Source organism: Paenibacillus faecalis (genome assembly GCF_900289175.1).
In the GTDB taxonomy this organism is placed as follows: Bacteria; Bacillota; Bacilli; order Paenibacillales; family Paenibacillaceae; genus Paenibacillus_AQ; species Paenibacillus_AQ faecalis.
Genome location: NZ_LT985747.1, coordinates 1101696 through 1115668 on the forward strand (window position 1 = coordinate 1101696; position 13973 = coordinate 1115668).

Sequence of the window (13973 nt, forward strand, 5' to 3'; positions counted from 1 at the left end):
ATCTTATTTTAAGATTACGGATATACACTTATAAGAAAACAAGCAAATTAGAGAGAGAGCATTTGTCTTTGGAGGTCATACCAAATGAACGATAAGAAAGCCTGGACATGGTCAGTACTCTGTCTTGCCACTTTTATTGCCCTGACCACTGCTGCGTACATCATGATACCCGACGGAAACACAGGCCCCGGCACATTACCTGAATCACCCTATTATATGTCTGCAGATAACGATGAGTAACCCGCCGGGAAATTCCCGGCGGGTCGTTTGTTATAAGCCAGCGCTTAGCATGAATATCTTAAAAATCAATTAAACCCAAACTGATCTGCAAAGAATCATTCACCTTAGTCATTGTTTCCTCATCAAGATGAGTGATCTTATCGGTTAACCTCTGCTTATCAATAGTTCGGATCTGTTCCAACAAAATTACGGAATCCCGGTCAAATCCATGCGACGCCGCGTCGATTTCTACGTGCGTCGGAAGCTTGGCTTTTTGAATTTGTGCGGTAATGGCCGCAACAATAACGGTAGGACTAAACCGGTTACCGATATCGTTCTGAATAACGAGGACCGGCCTTACACCACCTTGCTCGGAACCAACAACGGGTGAAAGATCCGCAAAAAATACGTCACCGCGTTTTACGATCACTGTCTACACCCCGCTAACTAAGCGGTCCAGAGTGCTGTCTGCATCTTCCTCCGCGTGAAACGCTTCAGATGCCATAGTCAGGTTAATCTTAGCCATTTCCATGTACCCCCGCTGCATCGATTCACGAATGTAACGCTTCTTACGTTCATTCAGATACAGCTTCATGGCTTGCCTGATTAGCTCACTACGGTTGGAATTTTCCAGCTGAGCAATCCCGTCCACTTCCTGCAAAAGATGATCCGGCAAACTGATCATGATTCGTTTCGTGTTCTGCATGTTGGCCACCTTCTATTCCACCCCCACACCTTCTAGCCCTGTTGCACCAGTATTACGTTATTCAAGGAAATTTATACAAAAGAATATATATGCCGATAGTATATCAAGTATGCTGCATCCCATTATAAACTACAATCGGCACTTTCGTATAGACTGCTGTCTATAATCATAATTCGTTACAGGCTGTACTTATTCCTTCTTCCCCAAATAAAATAATAAAAAATGCCGTCAACAAGAAGTGCTACCAAAGGGAGTTTATCCTTTTAACGGGTATGCTTTCGCGTATATACACCCGTGGCACACGATGGGCAATCATGCAGACCAATTCATAGTGGATGGTACCCAGCTTGGATGCCAGCTCATCTGCCGTTATGCACGAGCCAGACTGCTGACCGATGAGCACAACCTCTTCACCGACTTTGATTTGCTTCGCCATCTCGGCGAAAGATTTCAACGACACCATACACTGGTCCATGCAAATGTTACCGACAACAGGAACGCGGCGGCCGCGTATCAGCACCTCTGCTTTTCCGCTCAGCATACGGGTATATCCGTCAGCATAACCGATGGGAAGGGTTCCTATCATTTCGTCTTCCTCGGTTACATACTTCGTTCCATAGCTGATTCCGTAGTTAGGCGGAAGCTGTTTGACGTAGACAAGCTGCGTCTTTAACGTCATGACCGGGCTCAAGTTTACCGCTTTTCGATTCACCTCATCCGAAGGATACAATCCATACAAACTGATACCTACACGGACCATATTATAGGATAGATCAGGGGTATCGATGGCGGCGGCACTATTGCCCGTATGTATAATCGGGATGGTGTAACCCAAATCCCGCAGGGCGTCCGCTACGTTTTTAAATCGCCGATACTGTTCCAGTGTATAATTTTTATCTTCTTCATCCGCTCTTGCAAAATGGGTAAACATACCTTCGACAATAACCTGCGGCAGCGAAAAGACTTCCTCAATAAAAGATATGGCAGCTTCACCCGGAAGCAAACCCAATCGGCCCATTCCGCTGTCAATTTTGATATGCACCTTCAGCAACCGCTCTTCTGTTGTTGGCAGAGCTTTAATGGCTTCAAGAACTTCTGGACTGAACAAGGTTACGGTAATATCATGTTTCCATGCCGTCTCGATTCCTTCTGGAGGTGTATACCCCAGCACCAGAATAGGTATGTGTATCCCTGCCTGTCGAAGCTCCATCGCTTCATCCAAAAAGGCGACGCTTAAATAATCTGCGCCGAGCTTTTCCAATTCCCGTGCAATCTCTACAGCCCCATGTCCATAGGCATTCGCCTTGACACAGGCCAGCAGCTTCATTGATTCAGGAAGAGCATTCCGGAAGCTGTTATAATTGTCACGCAAATGATCCAAATTGATTTCCGCTTGGGTAGGTCGATATGTCACTTGCAATTCCAGTCACCTTCTTACCATTTTGAAAAAACATCATGCTCTGCAATAAATTAATGGTAATGTCCCAGCAGGCAACTGTCAATTCGGTCAGTTTTTCCAGCTCAGCTAAAGTTGTAAATCCGAAAAAGCGGACAAGCAGAATATAGATGATTCCCGCTTGAAACATAAGGAAACAAGGATGAAACATTCCTTTTCCTTACATTTTGAAGAAAGAGGCGAATGGCCTGTACTGTAAACAAGGTTAACCTGTCTGCAATACTCGGTATCCGCCTTCATCGTATTATTTACCCGATTGTTCCTGCATGGAAGCAGCGATTTGTATCATTTCAGATGTTGGGAGGTTTTCGCTTGTAATACGGAATTCAACCCCCTCGGTGGTCCAGGTCAGTGTTCTTTGCGCGTCACCTGTCAGCAAGCCCATAGTAAAGCCCAAATCTACTGCTGTCCCCGGCGCAAGCGATGCAGCTCGATCCAGCGGACGGGACTCCATAATGGTGTATTGGTACATACCGTCATAATGGAGAATGACCGCATGGTCCTCACTTTCAGGAATTTCCTGAGCTTGTTTTAGGGTAACTCCTGCCGGTGTGTAATCAGGCTCAATAATACCGAATGATCCAAGCTGCTGAGTTGTTGTCTCTGCCTCTTCTGATCCTTGAGCTTCTCCGGATTGTTGTGCTTCACCGGATTGTTGTCCCTCGCCGGATTGTTGGGCTTCTCCGGATTCTCCGCTTGAAGTAACAGGCATACCGTTCTCATCCACTTCGGCCATCGTGCTTTCAGATGGCTCGTTTGTCGTGCTGAGATTTCGATTGGTATCGAACGATTCTTTTGTCAGATTCGTATCAAAAGTAAAAGAGTTGAATTTTACATCAACGACCACTTTGGCTTCAGAATTAGATACTTGTACCTGCTTCGGTGCGTAATTGTCCTTGTTAAGCCAAATCTTTTGACGAACAAGGGATGGGCTGTGGAAATTGGCAGAAACATCAAATACATAGCTATCTTTATCCTCCACAAACTGACGAGTGTTGTCGCTTAAAATGCTACCGAGTATCGTCTGGTACAAGTACACCTGTCCTTGCTTTTCCGGCCAGTCGCTCTTGAAACGGAAACTCTTGTTAAGGCTTGGTGTAAGAACAAACACCCCATCGTCATTGCGCAGTACAATTTGTGTAATGTCCTTTTGTCCATTGGTCAGGCTGATCCGGTAATAAGACGGGGATTGGTACCATACCTCCACCTGATACTGCTGAGGAGTCGATCCTGTATGTATGGTCATTACTCCAGCACCCTGATAAGCTCCTTTTGCCCCCTCCAGCTTATCTGCGACCTTACTTAGATCCTTAATAACTCCATCCGCGTCCTTTTTCCCACATCCGGCTAATACCAAGGTGAAGCTTAATAAAACTGCGAGCAGCACCCACGAAATCCGGCGCATGTCATCATCCCCTTCAGCACATGTTTTGAATTGATTGATACATGTCTATGAAGGACTTGTTCACATTATGCAGACGGGCATGACAAGCCGGGAGTTATCTTATAAAAAAACCGGCCTGAAATACTCAAGCCGGCTTCTTTTATTTTATTTCTGTTCGGTCCCGTGAAGTTCCTACAAATGCTTCACCATGTGGTAATAAACATTGCCATTAATGATGATTTCTTTATCGACCTCATATCCAATTCTTAGATATAAAGAGTACGCTCTTTTATTGGTCGTAAGAACAGCTAACGCGCTTTTGTTATAACCGCGCTTCTTTCCCTGTTCCTCTGCCGCATGAATAAGCGCAGACCCTACTCCTTTTCCTTTGTAAAGAGGAGAAACGGACAGCGTATCCAGATAGAATTCGTCTTCATCCGCTTCTTTATCGAGCGAAATCGTCGGATCATTCTTCATCTTCCGCAGCCGCTCAACCATTGGGCGATCCAACCGCTCTGCTTCATCACCGGCATAACTCACAATAATTCCGGCCACTTTGCCTTCAATCTCACTGATCAATGCCTGATGATAGCTAAGGCGCCCTTCCTCTTCTGTAAAAAACTGCTCCAAATCCGAAACTGCCTCTTCTTCGCCATCCTGACCTGTCAGCTGATGAGCCACATCATGCAGCGCATCATAAAGCAGTCTGGCAGCTACAGCTGCATCTTCTTTTACTGCTGATCTGATAATCATAATATCCTCCAAGTCTGACCATGATGAAATTTAAACACTTCATAAGTATATGCCTAACTCACCGCAGGAACAAATGCACACTAACTTTTTAAATGAACAAAAACATTGATGTAAACACAGTATCCCCTATCAAAAAAGGTATAACCCGCAAAACGGGCTATACCTCGTCAATTCGATATCCTAAAATTTATGGAGTGTCATCTGCTGTTGGTTCTTTAGGGACCAGCTTGAAAATTTCACCGCTAACCAACGTATCAATTAACCGGTCAAGCCATTTGTAGTAAGCAATAGCTTCTCTCATCTTAGCCTGGTCTTCCAGCAGCACAGCGGTTAAAACTTCATCGTTTTCATGCTGTTTCATCAGCTTGCTGGTTTCATCCAGTGCCCTTCCAAGAATTAAAATATTGCTCTCGACTGACTTTCTCCATTTAATATCAAAAAAATCAGCAAACGTCTGATACCAATCATATTCGACCTCATATAGATCTTTGCGGGAACCTTTCTCCCACACCTTATGAACCATCTTGTAATCCAGCAAAGTTCGCACACCTGTACTCATGCTGGTCTTGCTCATCTTCATTTCCTGTCCCATCTCATCGAGATTCATCGGCTTGTCCGAAAAAAATAACAGACCGTATAAATGTCCCGTCGAGATCGAAATTCCGTATAAATCCATATTGCGCCCGATATTTTCAATAACCCGTTTACGAATTTTTTGCACGGCGGCCTGCCGTTCTTCATCTAATTGGTACAAGCCCATGCTTGCAGCCTCCTCTTTCTGTAACGATCCCGCACTGTACTTGTTACCTATCCATACCAAGCGGAAAATTGAATAACATGCTGCTTCAGGAAAAAAACCGCCTAGGTTAATCCTTTACACATTCCCTCGTCTTATTGTAGGGAAAGCTATTTTAAAAGTAAAGAGCCGTACTGCGAAGTATTAAGGAGCATACGAGAGGATATGAAAGGATAACTTCGTACAGTTTTTACTGTATGTACTATATGTACGGATATAACGTTTGATACAATACATACGACATTGTTACAATGATGCACATGGGTTTAAGCTTCGAAACCATTTTTCGTTCGGCGAATATTATCCATATACATTGTAAGGAGGAGTATCTTTGAGCATTTTGCAAGTTAAAAATGTAAGTAAGCTGTTTGGACCTCAAGCCGAACAAGGAATTAAGCTTCTTGAACAAGGCTGGAACAAAGAACGTGTTGCTAAAGAAAAAAATATAACGGTTGGCGTGAATCGCGCCACCTTTGACATTAAGCAAGGCGAAATTTTTGTCATTATGGGGTTATCCGGCAGCGGCAAATCCACATTAGTGCGTTTGCTAAATCGCTTGATTGAACCTACGTCAGGAGAAATACTGATTAACGGACAGGATTTAAGAAAAATGAACAAAGAGCAGCTTCGCAGCGTGCGTCGTAAAACGATCAGCATGGTGTTTCAAAAGTTTGCATTGTTTCCGCACCGCACTGTTGCCGAGAATGCCGAATACGGTCTGGAAATTCAAAAGGTGGATAAGAAAAAGCGCCGTGAAGCTGCATTAAAGGCTTTGGAGCTTGTCGGATTAAAGGGCTGGGAAAATAAAATGCCCGATGAGCTGAGCGGCGGGATGCAGCAGCGTGTCGGTCTGGCACGTGCGCTCGCAAACGATCCTGAAATTCTGCTTATGGACGAAGCTTTTAGCGCACTTGATCCGCTGATTCGCCGTGATATGCAGGACGAATTGGTTGAGCTGCAAGACAAAATGAAAAAAACAATCGTGTTTATTACTCACGATCTGGATGAAGCGCTTCGTATCGGTGACCGCATCGCTTTGATGAAAGACGGTACAATCGAACAGATCGGTACGCCGGAAGAAATACTAACACAGCCTGCCAACGAATATGTTGAGCGTTTCGTTAAGGATGTGGACTTGTCCAAAGTATTGACTGCCGCTCATGTTATGCGCCGTCCAGAGACGATTACAACAGATAGAGGACCTCGCGTTGCGCTTGAGCTTATGCGTGAAAGAGGCATTTCCAACCTGTTTGTCGTCGGCCGCTCCAAACGCTTGCTCGGTGTTATTACAGCAGAGGATGCAATTCAGGCGCACCGAAACAACCAGAAACTGGAAGATATTATTATAAAGGATGGGCCGCGTGTAGGTCCTGATACTCTTTTAAATGAGTTGTTTGAAATTACAAGTCTATCGAAGGTTCCTCTCGCCGTAGTCGATGATGCCGATCGATTGCTCGGTGTCATTGTGCGGGGAGCCGTCCTTGGAGCCCTCGCCGGAGAAAACAATAACGGGGAGGTGAAGACCGATGCCTAAAATACCGCTTGCCGAATGGATTGAATTGCTGGTCAGCTGGATGGAAGAATATTTATCAGGCTTCTTTAATGCGATAGCAACGGTCATCGAAAGCATCGTTAATGCGTTCAGTGATCTGTTTATGTTGCCTCATCCGCTTATTTTTATCGTTATTCTTGGAATACTCGCATTTCTGGCAGGTCGATTATCACTGACTCTGTTTACGGTCATCGGATTTCTCATTATTGAAAATCTGGGCTACTGGGCTCAAACGATGGATACATTAAGCCTTGTTCTGACCTCAGCACTGATATCTGTCGTTCTGGGTGTACCGATCGGCATATGGTGTGCTTACAGCAAAACGACTTCGCGGATTGTCATCCCGCTGCTTGATTTCATGCAGACGATGCCCGCTTTCGTATACCTATTGCCTGCTGTCACCTTCTTTAGTCTCGGGGTTGTTCCAGGTGTTATTGCATCCGTTATTTTTGCTATTCCGCCAACGATTCGTTTGACTCAGCTCGGAATCAAACAAGTATCTGGCGAACTGACAGAAGCGGCGGACGCATTCGGTTCTACCTCTGCACAGAAGCTGTTCAAGGTACAGCTTCCACTTGCCATGCCTACTTTGATGGCTGGTATAAACCAGACAATCATGCTCTCCCTCTCCATGGTCGTCATCGCATCGATGATCGGAGCACAAGGGATCGGAGCCGAGGTTTACCGTGCAGTGACCCAACTTCAGATTGGTAAAGGGTTTGAAGCCGGTCTTGCTGTCGTCATCCTGGCGATTGTACTCGACCGCTTCACACAAAATATATTTAAATCTAAAAAAAGGGGTGCGTAGTAACATGAAAAGAACTAAGCTATTGACGCTTCTCAGTTTGGCAACCGTACTTGTTTTATCTGCCTGCAGCAGCGGCGGCGGAGACAGTACAGGTGATCAAGCTGCAGCGAAAACAGTCGGTGAGCAGGTGAATTATGAAATCATCGGTATCGATCCGGGTGCCGGCATTATGAAATCTACCACAAAAGCGATTGAAGATTACGGCTTGACGGATTGGACACTGATTGAAGGTTCCGGTGCTGCAATGACCGCCACTTTGGACAAAGCAATCAAAAAGGAAGAGCCGATCATTATTACCGGCTGGACTCCGCACTGGATGTTCAACAAGTATGATCTTAAATATTTGGAAGATCCGAAAAAAACATTCGGTGAAGCTGAGGAAATTCATACGTTAGCTCGAAAAGGTCTAAAAGACGATCATCCTGAAGCGTATCAATTCCTGCAAAATTTCAAATGGACTTCTGAAGAGATGGGGGAAATCATGACCGCCATCCAGGATAATAAGTCACCTGTGGATGCAGCCAAGGAATGGGCTGAGAACAATCCAGACCGTGTCAATGAGTGGATTGAAGGCATCGAGCCTGTAGAAAACAAAGAGATCAAACTCGGCTATGTAGCATGGGACTCCGAGATCGCAAGTACACATCTCGTTATGTACATTCTTGAGGAGAAGCTCGGATATACGGTAACGGCTATGCAGGTTGAAGCCGGTCCAATGTGGACAGGTGTTGCCAATGGTGATGTGGATGCGACAGTAGCCGCTTGGCTTCCACTAACTCACGCAGACTACTGGAACGAGTTCAAGGACCAGGTAGAAGATCTGGGTGCTAACATGGAAGGTGTAAAAACAGGACTGGTCGTTCCATCTTACATGGACATTAACTCGATTGAGGATTTGAAAACGAAATAAACAAGATTTTTCAGCCCTTTCAACTTCATGTTAAGTAGTTGAAAGGGCGTTTGTTTTTGTAATATTCCCTACGGTACACTAACTCTAATCATCATCATGATACCAGTTCATATATCTTGAGAATTAAATATTACCATGCTTAGCGTATAAAACATTAATGAGGATGCAATTGTAACCGCATAACCTGTAATTTTCAAGGCATCAGGTATTGCGACTGGTTGACTTAAAATGAAAGCAGCTGTCCACGGGAATATGAACGGTAGCATCCCATTTAATTGTGTTGCTGTAATTCCAATGATTGCTATTCCGATCGCTGTTACAATAGAAGGAATGTAGGATGATCTTTGAAGAATAGACGTAGGCACTAACAATGCAAGAGAAAGAAAACCAAGCAAACCAGATTTCAAAAAATATATACCCAGATCATATAGTCTCAAAAGCGGATTGGCTATAGGAAATAATATTAATGACCCTATACAAGCTACCAAATACACTATAAAAACCATTAAAAGATGACAAACCATCCAAACAACTATTTTGCTAGAGACAAAAATACTTCTCTTGACTACAGCTGGTATGTAATTAATAATTGTCCTTTCAGTATATTCACTATTCATCATTCTCGTATAAAATAATCCGCTAACAATGGGTATCAACAAATAATTCAAGATCGTCCCTAATGATACGACCCAAGATTCTAGCCCCAAGTCTTTAACTCCAACATTGATTAAAATATCTTTGAGCACTACAATAGTTGTCATAATAAAAATAATTGTCAACGCAATATTTAATAAATTATTATGTCTAACCTTCCTCCATTCAACGATTATTCCATTCTTCAATGTGCATCATCACCTGTCGTTTTTTTGAAGTAATCTTCTAGGCTCTCATTTTGAGTTACTATTTGGAACACATCAATGCCATTTCCTATAAATAACCGGTTAAACATACTTGTTTGATCATCCATTCCAAAAATTCTAACTTTTTGATCATCTATAACTAAGTAATTAGGTTTACTGAAGTTCTCATTTAACAATCTTGCAGTACTATTAACATCTGAAACAGTATAGTCAGTGTATTTTTTGCATTTTGTTCTTATATCTTCTAATGATGACTCTTCTATTACTTTTCCCTCTTTAATAATAGCTACATCATCCGCAATTTTTTCAATCTCAGAGAGGATATGGCTGGATATTACAATCGTTTTATTGAAATTTTTGCATAAGTCTAATAATATTTTTCTAATCTCGACAATTCCAACTGGATCCAGTCCATTAGTAGGCTCGTCTAAAATTAATACCTCTGGCTCGTGTAATAAAGCATTGGCTATACCCAATCTCTGCTTCATACCTATGGAAAACGATTTAAAAGGTTTGTCGGAGTTAACCTCTAGTCCAACCAAGTCCAGAGCTTGTTCTACCCCATCTTTTTTCGTCATCCCCCTTTTTAAAGCGAACAACCTTAAATTTTCTTTAGCAGATAAGTTAGGATAAAAAGCAGGAGTCTCAATCATCGAGCCTATTATTGAAAACTGCTCCTTATTTTTATAGTCTACAGACCTGCCTTTAATATAAATTTCTCCGCTTGAAGGAAATACAAGTCCTAGAATCGACTTCATAATCGTAGTCTTTCCCGCTCCATTTTTCCCTAAAAGACCATAAATCCTCCCTTTCTTGACCTCTAATGAAACATCATCCAAAGCTAAAAAGTTATTGAATTTTTTAGTTAATCCTCTTATCTGAATGATCGCTTCCTCTTGCATCCCTCTCCCTCCTTACTCTCATTATAGCTATCAATGGTTGCTGAATTATAACCAACAAGAAAAAACGCCTGTGCCCTTCTTTTAAATGCGACGGCGTTTCTGCATAACGTTTTTTATGGAGTCTTCTGTATACAAAGAATAAAAGATGTGCCTTTCCCTTCTTCACTAGTATATTCTAATGACATGTCACATTTCTCTGACAGCTCCTTTACTATAGCCAGTCCTAGTCCGCTTCCTTCATTAGCTCTCGATTCATCTACTTTATATAATCTATCCATAATCCTTTCTTTAGCGTTCTCAGGTATTCCAATTCCATCGTCATCTATCATCACTTGTAAAAGTTTCTCGTCCTCTGACAAAGTAATCGATATTTTTTCACATTTGCTATGGATTGCAGCATTTTTAATTAAGTTATCCAAAATTCTTTCATAGGCGTCAACATCTAATGTAATGATAATGCTTTCATCCGGGATGTTTGCCGTATACTCTATGCTAAGTTTCACTAACATAGGTACCCATGAAATAAAAATTCGCCTTGTTTCCTCACATATATTGCAAGGCTGCTTTCTCAATTTATATTCACCCGATTCCAGCTGAAGCAGTTGAAACAGTTGATTAATATATTCTTTTAGTTTATAAGCTTTATCCAATGCTACTTTAAAATATTCTTCTTTTTCTTCTTCATTTACTATTCCTTTATGTATAGCTTCTAAATACCCTAAAAGCGAAGCAACAGGGGTCTTTACATCATGAGATAAACTTGTAAGCATTCTCTTGTTCTGTTCATTAAGCTTATTGATCTGAAGTAAATCAGTCTGATTTTTCCTTATTATTTCATTGATAAGATAGTAAATTTCTGAATATTCATCATTGGGAGCAATGATACCACGCCTGCCATAATCGCCGGATTTCACTTCTTTTAAAAGTTTTTTTAGTTGAAGCAACCTTTTCTTTTCCAGGTATCTCTTATACATTAAATATACAAGCAAACCAAACAGAGGAAGAAATAATAGTTTTATATAAAACATTTTATTTTACCCTCCATCGGTACCCCAATCCGTAAACTGTTTCAATAAAACCACCGTATTCTTTCTCATGGATAAATATCTTTTTTCGTAACTTGCTGATGAATGATACCATATTCTTCTCGTTATAAAAATCATACTCTTCAACTCCCCATATCTGGTCATATAGTTGCTCCTTTGTGAAAATTTTATTTTTGTTACTCATTAAAAGATGCAATAAATCAAATTCTTTATTGGTTAATATGATTTCTTCGCGATTTATCTTCAATGTTCGTTGATAGCTATTTAATTCAATATTTCCATACTTTATAATTCCCCTCTCCGGTTCCTGGTTGTAGCTGTTTGCTCGTCTTATAATCGAGCCTACTCTTGCCAAGAACTCATCAATACCAAATGGTTTTGTTAAATAATCGTCCGCTCCTAGCTTCAGTCCCATAACCTTGTCTCCTTCTTCACTTTTGGCAGTTAACATGAGAACAGGGATATTGCTAATTTCTCTTATACTTTTTATTACGGAAAAACCATCTATCTTGGGCAGCATAATATCCAAAACAACCAAATCAAAAATCGTTTTTTTAATTTCTTCTAATCCCAAAATTCCGTTTTCAACATAAGTTGGCAGATAATTTTCTTTTTTTAAACAGTTTGTAAGCAGTCTACCCAAATCAAGATCATCATCAATAATTAAAATTTTAGCCGATTTGATCATTTCCATTTCCCCCAATCTTAAAGCTCAAAACAAAAGCCAATAGCTAAGACCATAGTATTAAACAAAAAAAGCATCTGCCAGTCCTGTTTTGTTGAGCTTCCTGCCAACAACAAAAAAGGATCATACAGATGCCAATATAGTACCAACCTAATTCTAGGTTGACCAGTTTTATTCCTTAATCGTCACTTTTACCGGCGAATACTCCGCGATGACGGTCTGGCCATGGATGGACACGCTGCCTTCCGGTGTTAAGTCTTTTTCAGTCATAATGCCTAGAGCAATCGTGAACTTATTGAATTTGATCGGAACGTTCTGTTCCCGGCGAATTTCCTCACCATTGACATAAAAAATCGCTTCGTCATTTCCGCGGTTGTACGTAATTTTATAGGTGTTGAATTCACGCGGTTTGAAATGGGTGTCTTCTTCTTTGAAAATACAGAAATAACGGGTCTTGTCCGACTCCGGTACCTTCACCCCCGGAAATTGAAGTACGGCATACACGCTTGCATACTGATCATTGGAGGCAAAGAAGTCCAGTGCGGCGCCTGTGGAAAAATCGAGCAAATTTAATGACACATAGCCATCGTACAAGTCACCCGGCGCCGTCCCTTGGGTCCGAGCGCGCATTTGCAGCTCAAAACTAACCTCACCCGACTCAGGCACCTGCACCTCTTCAACGGAATAATACATATGCTTTGCATTATCGAGTATTTGAATCTGGTCATGCTGACGGCTTAGCGGAGCGCGAACATACAGGATGCCATTGCGGACGATAACAACCGCGTTAGGCTCCCGGTATTCCCAGAACGTACCGTCCGGAAGAGAGAATCCTCCTATTTTCCAAACTTCGCCTTCCGACAAAATCGTATGAAAATCACCAAAAATACGTTCTTGTTCCATGTTAGTCCCTTCTTTCTTATATAGATTGAATTAATCCCTGAACGATCAGCGATAGGATGAGAACCCCGCCGCAGCGTAAAGTTGTAATGGTCGATATTTTCATGAGCGGCAGATACGCCTCTGAACGATTGGTTTCCTTTAAGCGTCCATACATTAAATAAAGTGGAATCACTGTAAGTAATGCTACGAGTGCGTATGGTGGCAATATACCTAGAACCACACAGGCAATCAGAGACAAGCAAGCTAACAACAGCAGTACCCTTGAGAAACGAAGTGCTCTTTTTTCCCCCCACACAACCACCAATGTCTTTTTCCCCGCCAGACGATCAGCCTGCCAGTGCAAAAAATGATGGTTAAACAAAATTAATGTAGTCAAAAGACCGATCGGCAACGAAAGGAGCAATGCGCGAAGGTCCAAATGAGAAGTTTGCACATAATAAGCCCCCATCACCGGCAGTATACCGAAGGAAAGCAAAATCGCTACCTCACTGTAACCCTTGCCGCGGTATCCGAAGCGAATCGGCGGAGCCACATAAAAATAAGCGATCAATCCACCAAATGCGCCGAATACGAATGCCCACCAACCGCTGAACAGACTAAGAACAATACCGCACAAGGCCGCAATCGCAAATAGCAGCCAGGTGATGGCTTTGAATTTACGTACCGACCATTTATTCTGGGTCAAAAAACCGGAGTTTGTGGATATAGCATCGACACTATTATTCGCTTCAACATCGGTTCCGTTCTTATAATCCCACAGATCATTGACCATATTGGAAAACAAATGGGCAGCTCCTGCACCGACCAAAGTCAGGATAAAAAGCCCAAGGTGGAATGTATCTGTCCATACATAGGCCCCTAACGCACCAAGGGCTACCGGAATCAACATAACCGGAATGACCTGCATCCGTGAAGCTTTTTTAAACTGTGTCCAAAAACTCACCAGATGACCTCCTTTCAATCATAAATATAGCGCCTGCAACAATCTTGCAG

16 protein-coding genes are annotated in these 13973 nt (G+C 42.3%); 4 read left to right on the plus strand and 12 right to left on the minus strand.

What is annotated here, in order from left to right; genetic code table 11:
- Positions 1-84: 84 nt before the first annotated feature.
- Positions 85-240, plus strand: a complete 156-nt coding sequence (locus C8268_RS22620) for a hypothetical protein (protein WP_158702682.1) — start codon at positions 85-87, stop codon at positions 238-240.
- A gap of 58 nt (positions 241-298) precedes the next feature.
- On the opposite strand, the gene C8268_RS05380 is transcribed toward C8268_RS22620, so the two are convergent.
- The 6 genes from C8268_RS05380 to C8268_RS05410 form a co-directional block, all read right to left on the minus strand.
- Positions 299-649: a type II toxin-antitoxin system PemK/MazF family toxin gene (locus tag C8268_RS05380; RefSeq protein ID WP_106766725.1), complete on the minus strand. Its 351-nt coding sequence runs from the start codon at positions 647-649 to the stop codon at positions 299-301.
- Positions 650-652: 3 nt separating this feature from the next.
- The gene (locus C8268_RS05385; RefSeq protein ID WP_046681343.1) at positions 653-934 is read right to left on the minus strand and encodes a CopG family ribbon-helix-helix protein; all 282 of its coding nucleotides are present in this window, start codon (positions 932-934) and stop codon (positions 653-655) included.
- 232 nt (positions 935-1166) lie between these two features.
- Positions 1167-2345, minus strand: coding sequence for an alanine racemase (gene alr / locus C8268_RS05390; protein WP_106766726.1), 1179 nt, complete (start codon positions 2343-2345; stop codon positions 1167-1169).
- 280 nt (positions 2346-2625) lie between these two features.
- The gene (locus tag C8268_RS05400; protein ID WP_106766728.1) at positions 2626-3786 is read right to left on the minus strand and encodes a LolA family protein; all 1161 of its coding nucleotides are present in this window, start codon (positions 3784-3786) and stop codon (positions 2626-2628) included.
- A gap of 171 nt (positions 3787-3957) precedes the next feature.
- Entirely contained in the window at positions 3958-4518 is a 561-nt protein-coding gene (locus tag C8268_RS05405; RefSeq protein ID WP_106766729.1) for a GNAT family N-acetyltransferase, read from the minus strand.
- Positions 4519-4705: 187 nt separating this feature from the next.
- Positions 4706-5278, minus strand: a complete 573-nt coding sequence (locus C8268_RS05410; RefSeq protein WP_106766730.1) for a GbsR/MarR family transcriptional regulator — start codon at positions 5276-5278, stop codon at positions 4706-4708.
- Positions 5279-5645: 367 nt separating this feature from the next.
- On the opposite strand from C8268_RS05410, the gene C8268_RS05415 reads away from it, so the two are divergent.
- From C8268_RS05415 to C8268_RS05425, 3 genes are read left to right on the plus strand one after another with little or no spacing between them, the layout of a single operon-like run.
- Positions 5646-6848, plus strand: coding sequence for a quaternary amine ABC transporter ATP-binding protein (locus tag C8268_RS05415; protein WP_106766731.1), 1203 nt, complete (start codon positions 5646-5648; stop codon positions 6846-6848).
- Entirely contained in the window at positions 6841-7674 is an 834-nt protein-coding gene (locus C8268_RS05420; protein ID WP_106766732.1) for an ABC transporter permease, read from the plus strand. Before C8268_RS05415 ends, C8268_RS05420 begins: the two co-directional genes overlap by 8 nt.
- A gap of 4 nt (positions 7675-7678) precedes the next feature.
- Positions 7679-8584: a glycine betaine ABC transporter substrate-binding protein gene (locus tag C8268_RS05425; RefSeq protein WP_106766733.1), complete on the plus strand. Its 906-nt coding sequence runs from the start codon at positions 7679-7681 to the stop codon at positions 8582-8584.
- 107 nt (positions 8585-8691) lie between these two features.
- Here C8268_RS05425 and C8268_RS05430 read toward each other — a convergent pair whose 3' ends face one another.
- The 6 genes from C8268_RS05430 to C8268_RS05455 form a co-directional block, all read right to left on the minus strand.
- Positions 8692-9426 carry an ABC transporter permease gene (locus C8268_RS05430; protein ID WP_106766734.1) on the minus strand — a complete coding sequence of 245 codons (735 nt, stop codon included), beginning with the start codon at positions 9424-9426 and terminating at the stop codon, positions 8692-8694.
- On the minus strand, positions 9423-10346 hold the full coding sequence (locus C8268_RS05435; protein WP_106766735.1) for an ABC transporter ATP-binding protein: 924 nt from the start codon (positions 10344-10346) through the stop codon (positions 9423-9425). The genes C8268_RS05430 and C8268_RS05435 overlap by 4 nt, the downstream gene beginning before the upstream one ends.
- A 113-nt stretch (positions 10347-10459) precedes the next feature.
- Entirely contained in the window at positions 10460-11374 is a 915-nt protein-coding gene (locus C8268_RS05440) for a sensor histidine kinase (RefSeq protein WP_106766736.1), read from the minus strand.
- Position 11375: 1 nt separating this feature from the next.
- On the minus strand, positions 11376-12080 hold the full coding sequence (locus tag C8268_RS05445) for a response regulator transcription factor (protein ID WP_106766737.1): 705 nt from the start codon (positions 12078-12080) through the stop codon (positions 11376-11378).
- Between the two features lie 168 nt (positions 12081-12248).
- Positions 12249-12980, minus strand: coding sequence for a DUF6081 family protein (locus tag C8268_RS05450; RefSeq protein WP_106766738.1), 732 nt, complete (start codon positions 12978-12980; stop codon positions 12249-12251).
- A gap of 16 nt (positions 12981-12996) precedes the next feature.
- Complete coding sequence (locus C8268_RS05455) at positions 12997-13923, minus strand: prenyltransferase (RefSeq protein ID WP_106766739.1); 927 nt, start codon at positions 13921-13923, stop codon at positions 12997-12999.
- Positions 13924-13973 lie beyond the last annotated feature (50 nt).

Coding starts and splice junctions, on each gene's coding strand:
- C8268_RS22620 (WP_158702682.1), top strand. CDS start 85: ATGAACGATAAGAAAGCCTGGACATGGTCAGTACTCTGTCTTGCCACT.
- C8268_RS05400 (WP_106766728.1), bottom strand. CDS start 3,786: ATGCGCCGGATTTCGTGGGTGCTGCTCGCAGTTTTATTAAGCTTCACC.
- C8268_RS05405 (WP_106766729.1), bottom strand. CDS start 4,518: ATGATTATCAGATCAGCAGTAAAAGAAGATGCAGCTGTAGCTGCCAGA.
- C8268_RS05410 (WP_106766730.1), bottom strand. CDS start 5,278: ATGGGCTTGTACCAATTAGATGAAGAACGGCAGGCCGCCGTGCAAAAA.
- C8268_RS05420 (WP_106766732.1), top strand. CDS start 6,841: ATGCCTAAAATACCGCTTGCCGAATGGATTGAATTGCTGGTCAGCTGG.
- C8268_RS05425 (WP_106766733.1), top strand. CDS start 7,679: ATGAAAAGAACTAAGCTATTGACGCTTCTCAGTTTGGCAACCGTACTT.
- C8268_RS05435 (WP_106766735.1), bottom strand. CDS start 10,346: ATGCAAGAGGAAGCGATCATTCAGATAAGAGGATTAACTAAAAAATTC.
- C8268_RS05440 (WP_106766736.1), bottom strand. CDS start 11,374: ATGTTTTATATAAAACTATTATTTCTTCCTCTGTTTGGTTTGCTTGTA.
- C8268_RS05445 (WP_106766737.1), bottom strand. CDS start 12,080: ATGATCAAATCGGCTAAAATTTTAATTATTGATGATGATCTTGATTTG.
- C8268_RS05450 (WP_106766738.1), bottom strand. CDS start 12,980: ATGGAACAAGAACGTATTTTTGGTGATTTTCATACGATTTTGTCGGAA.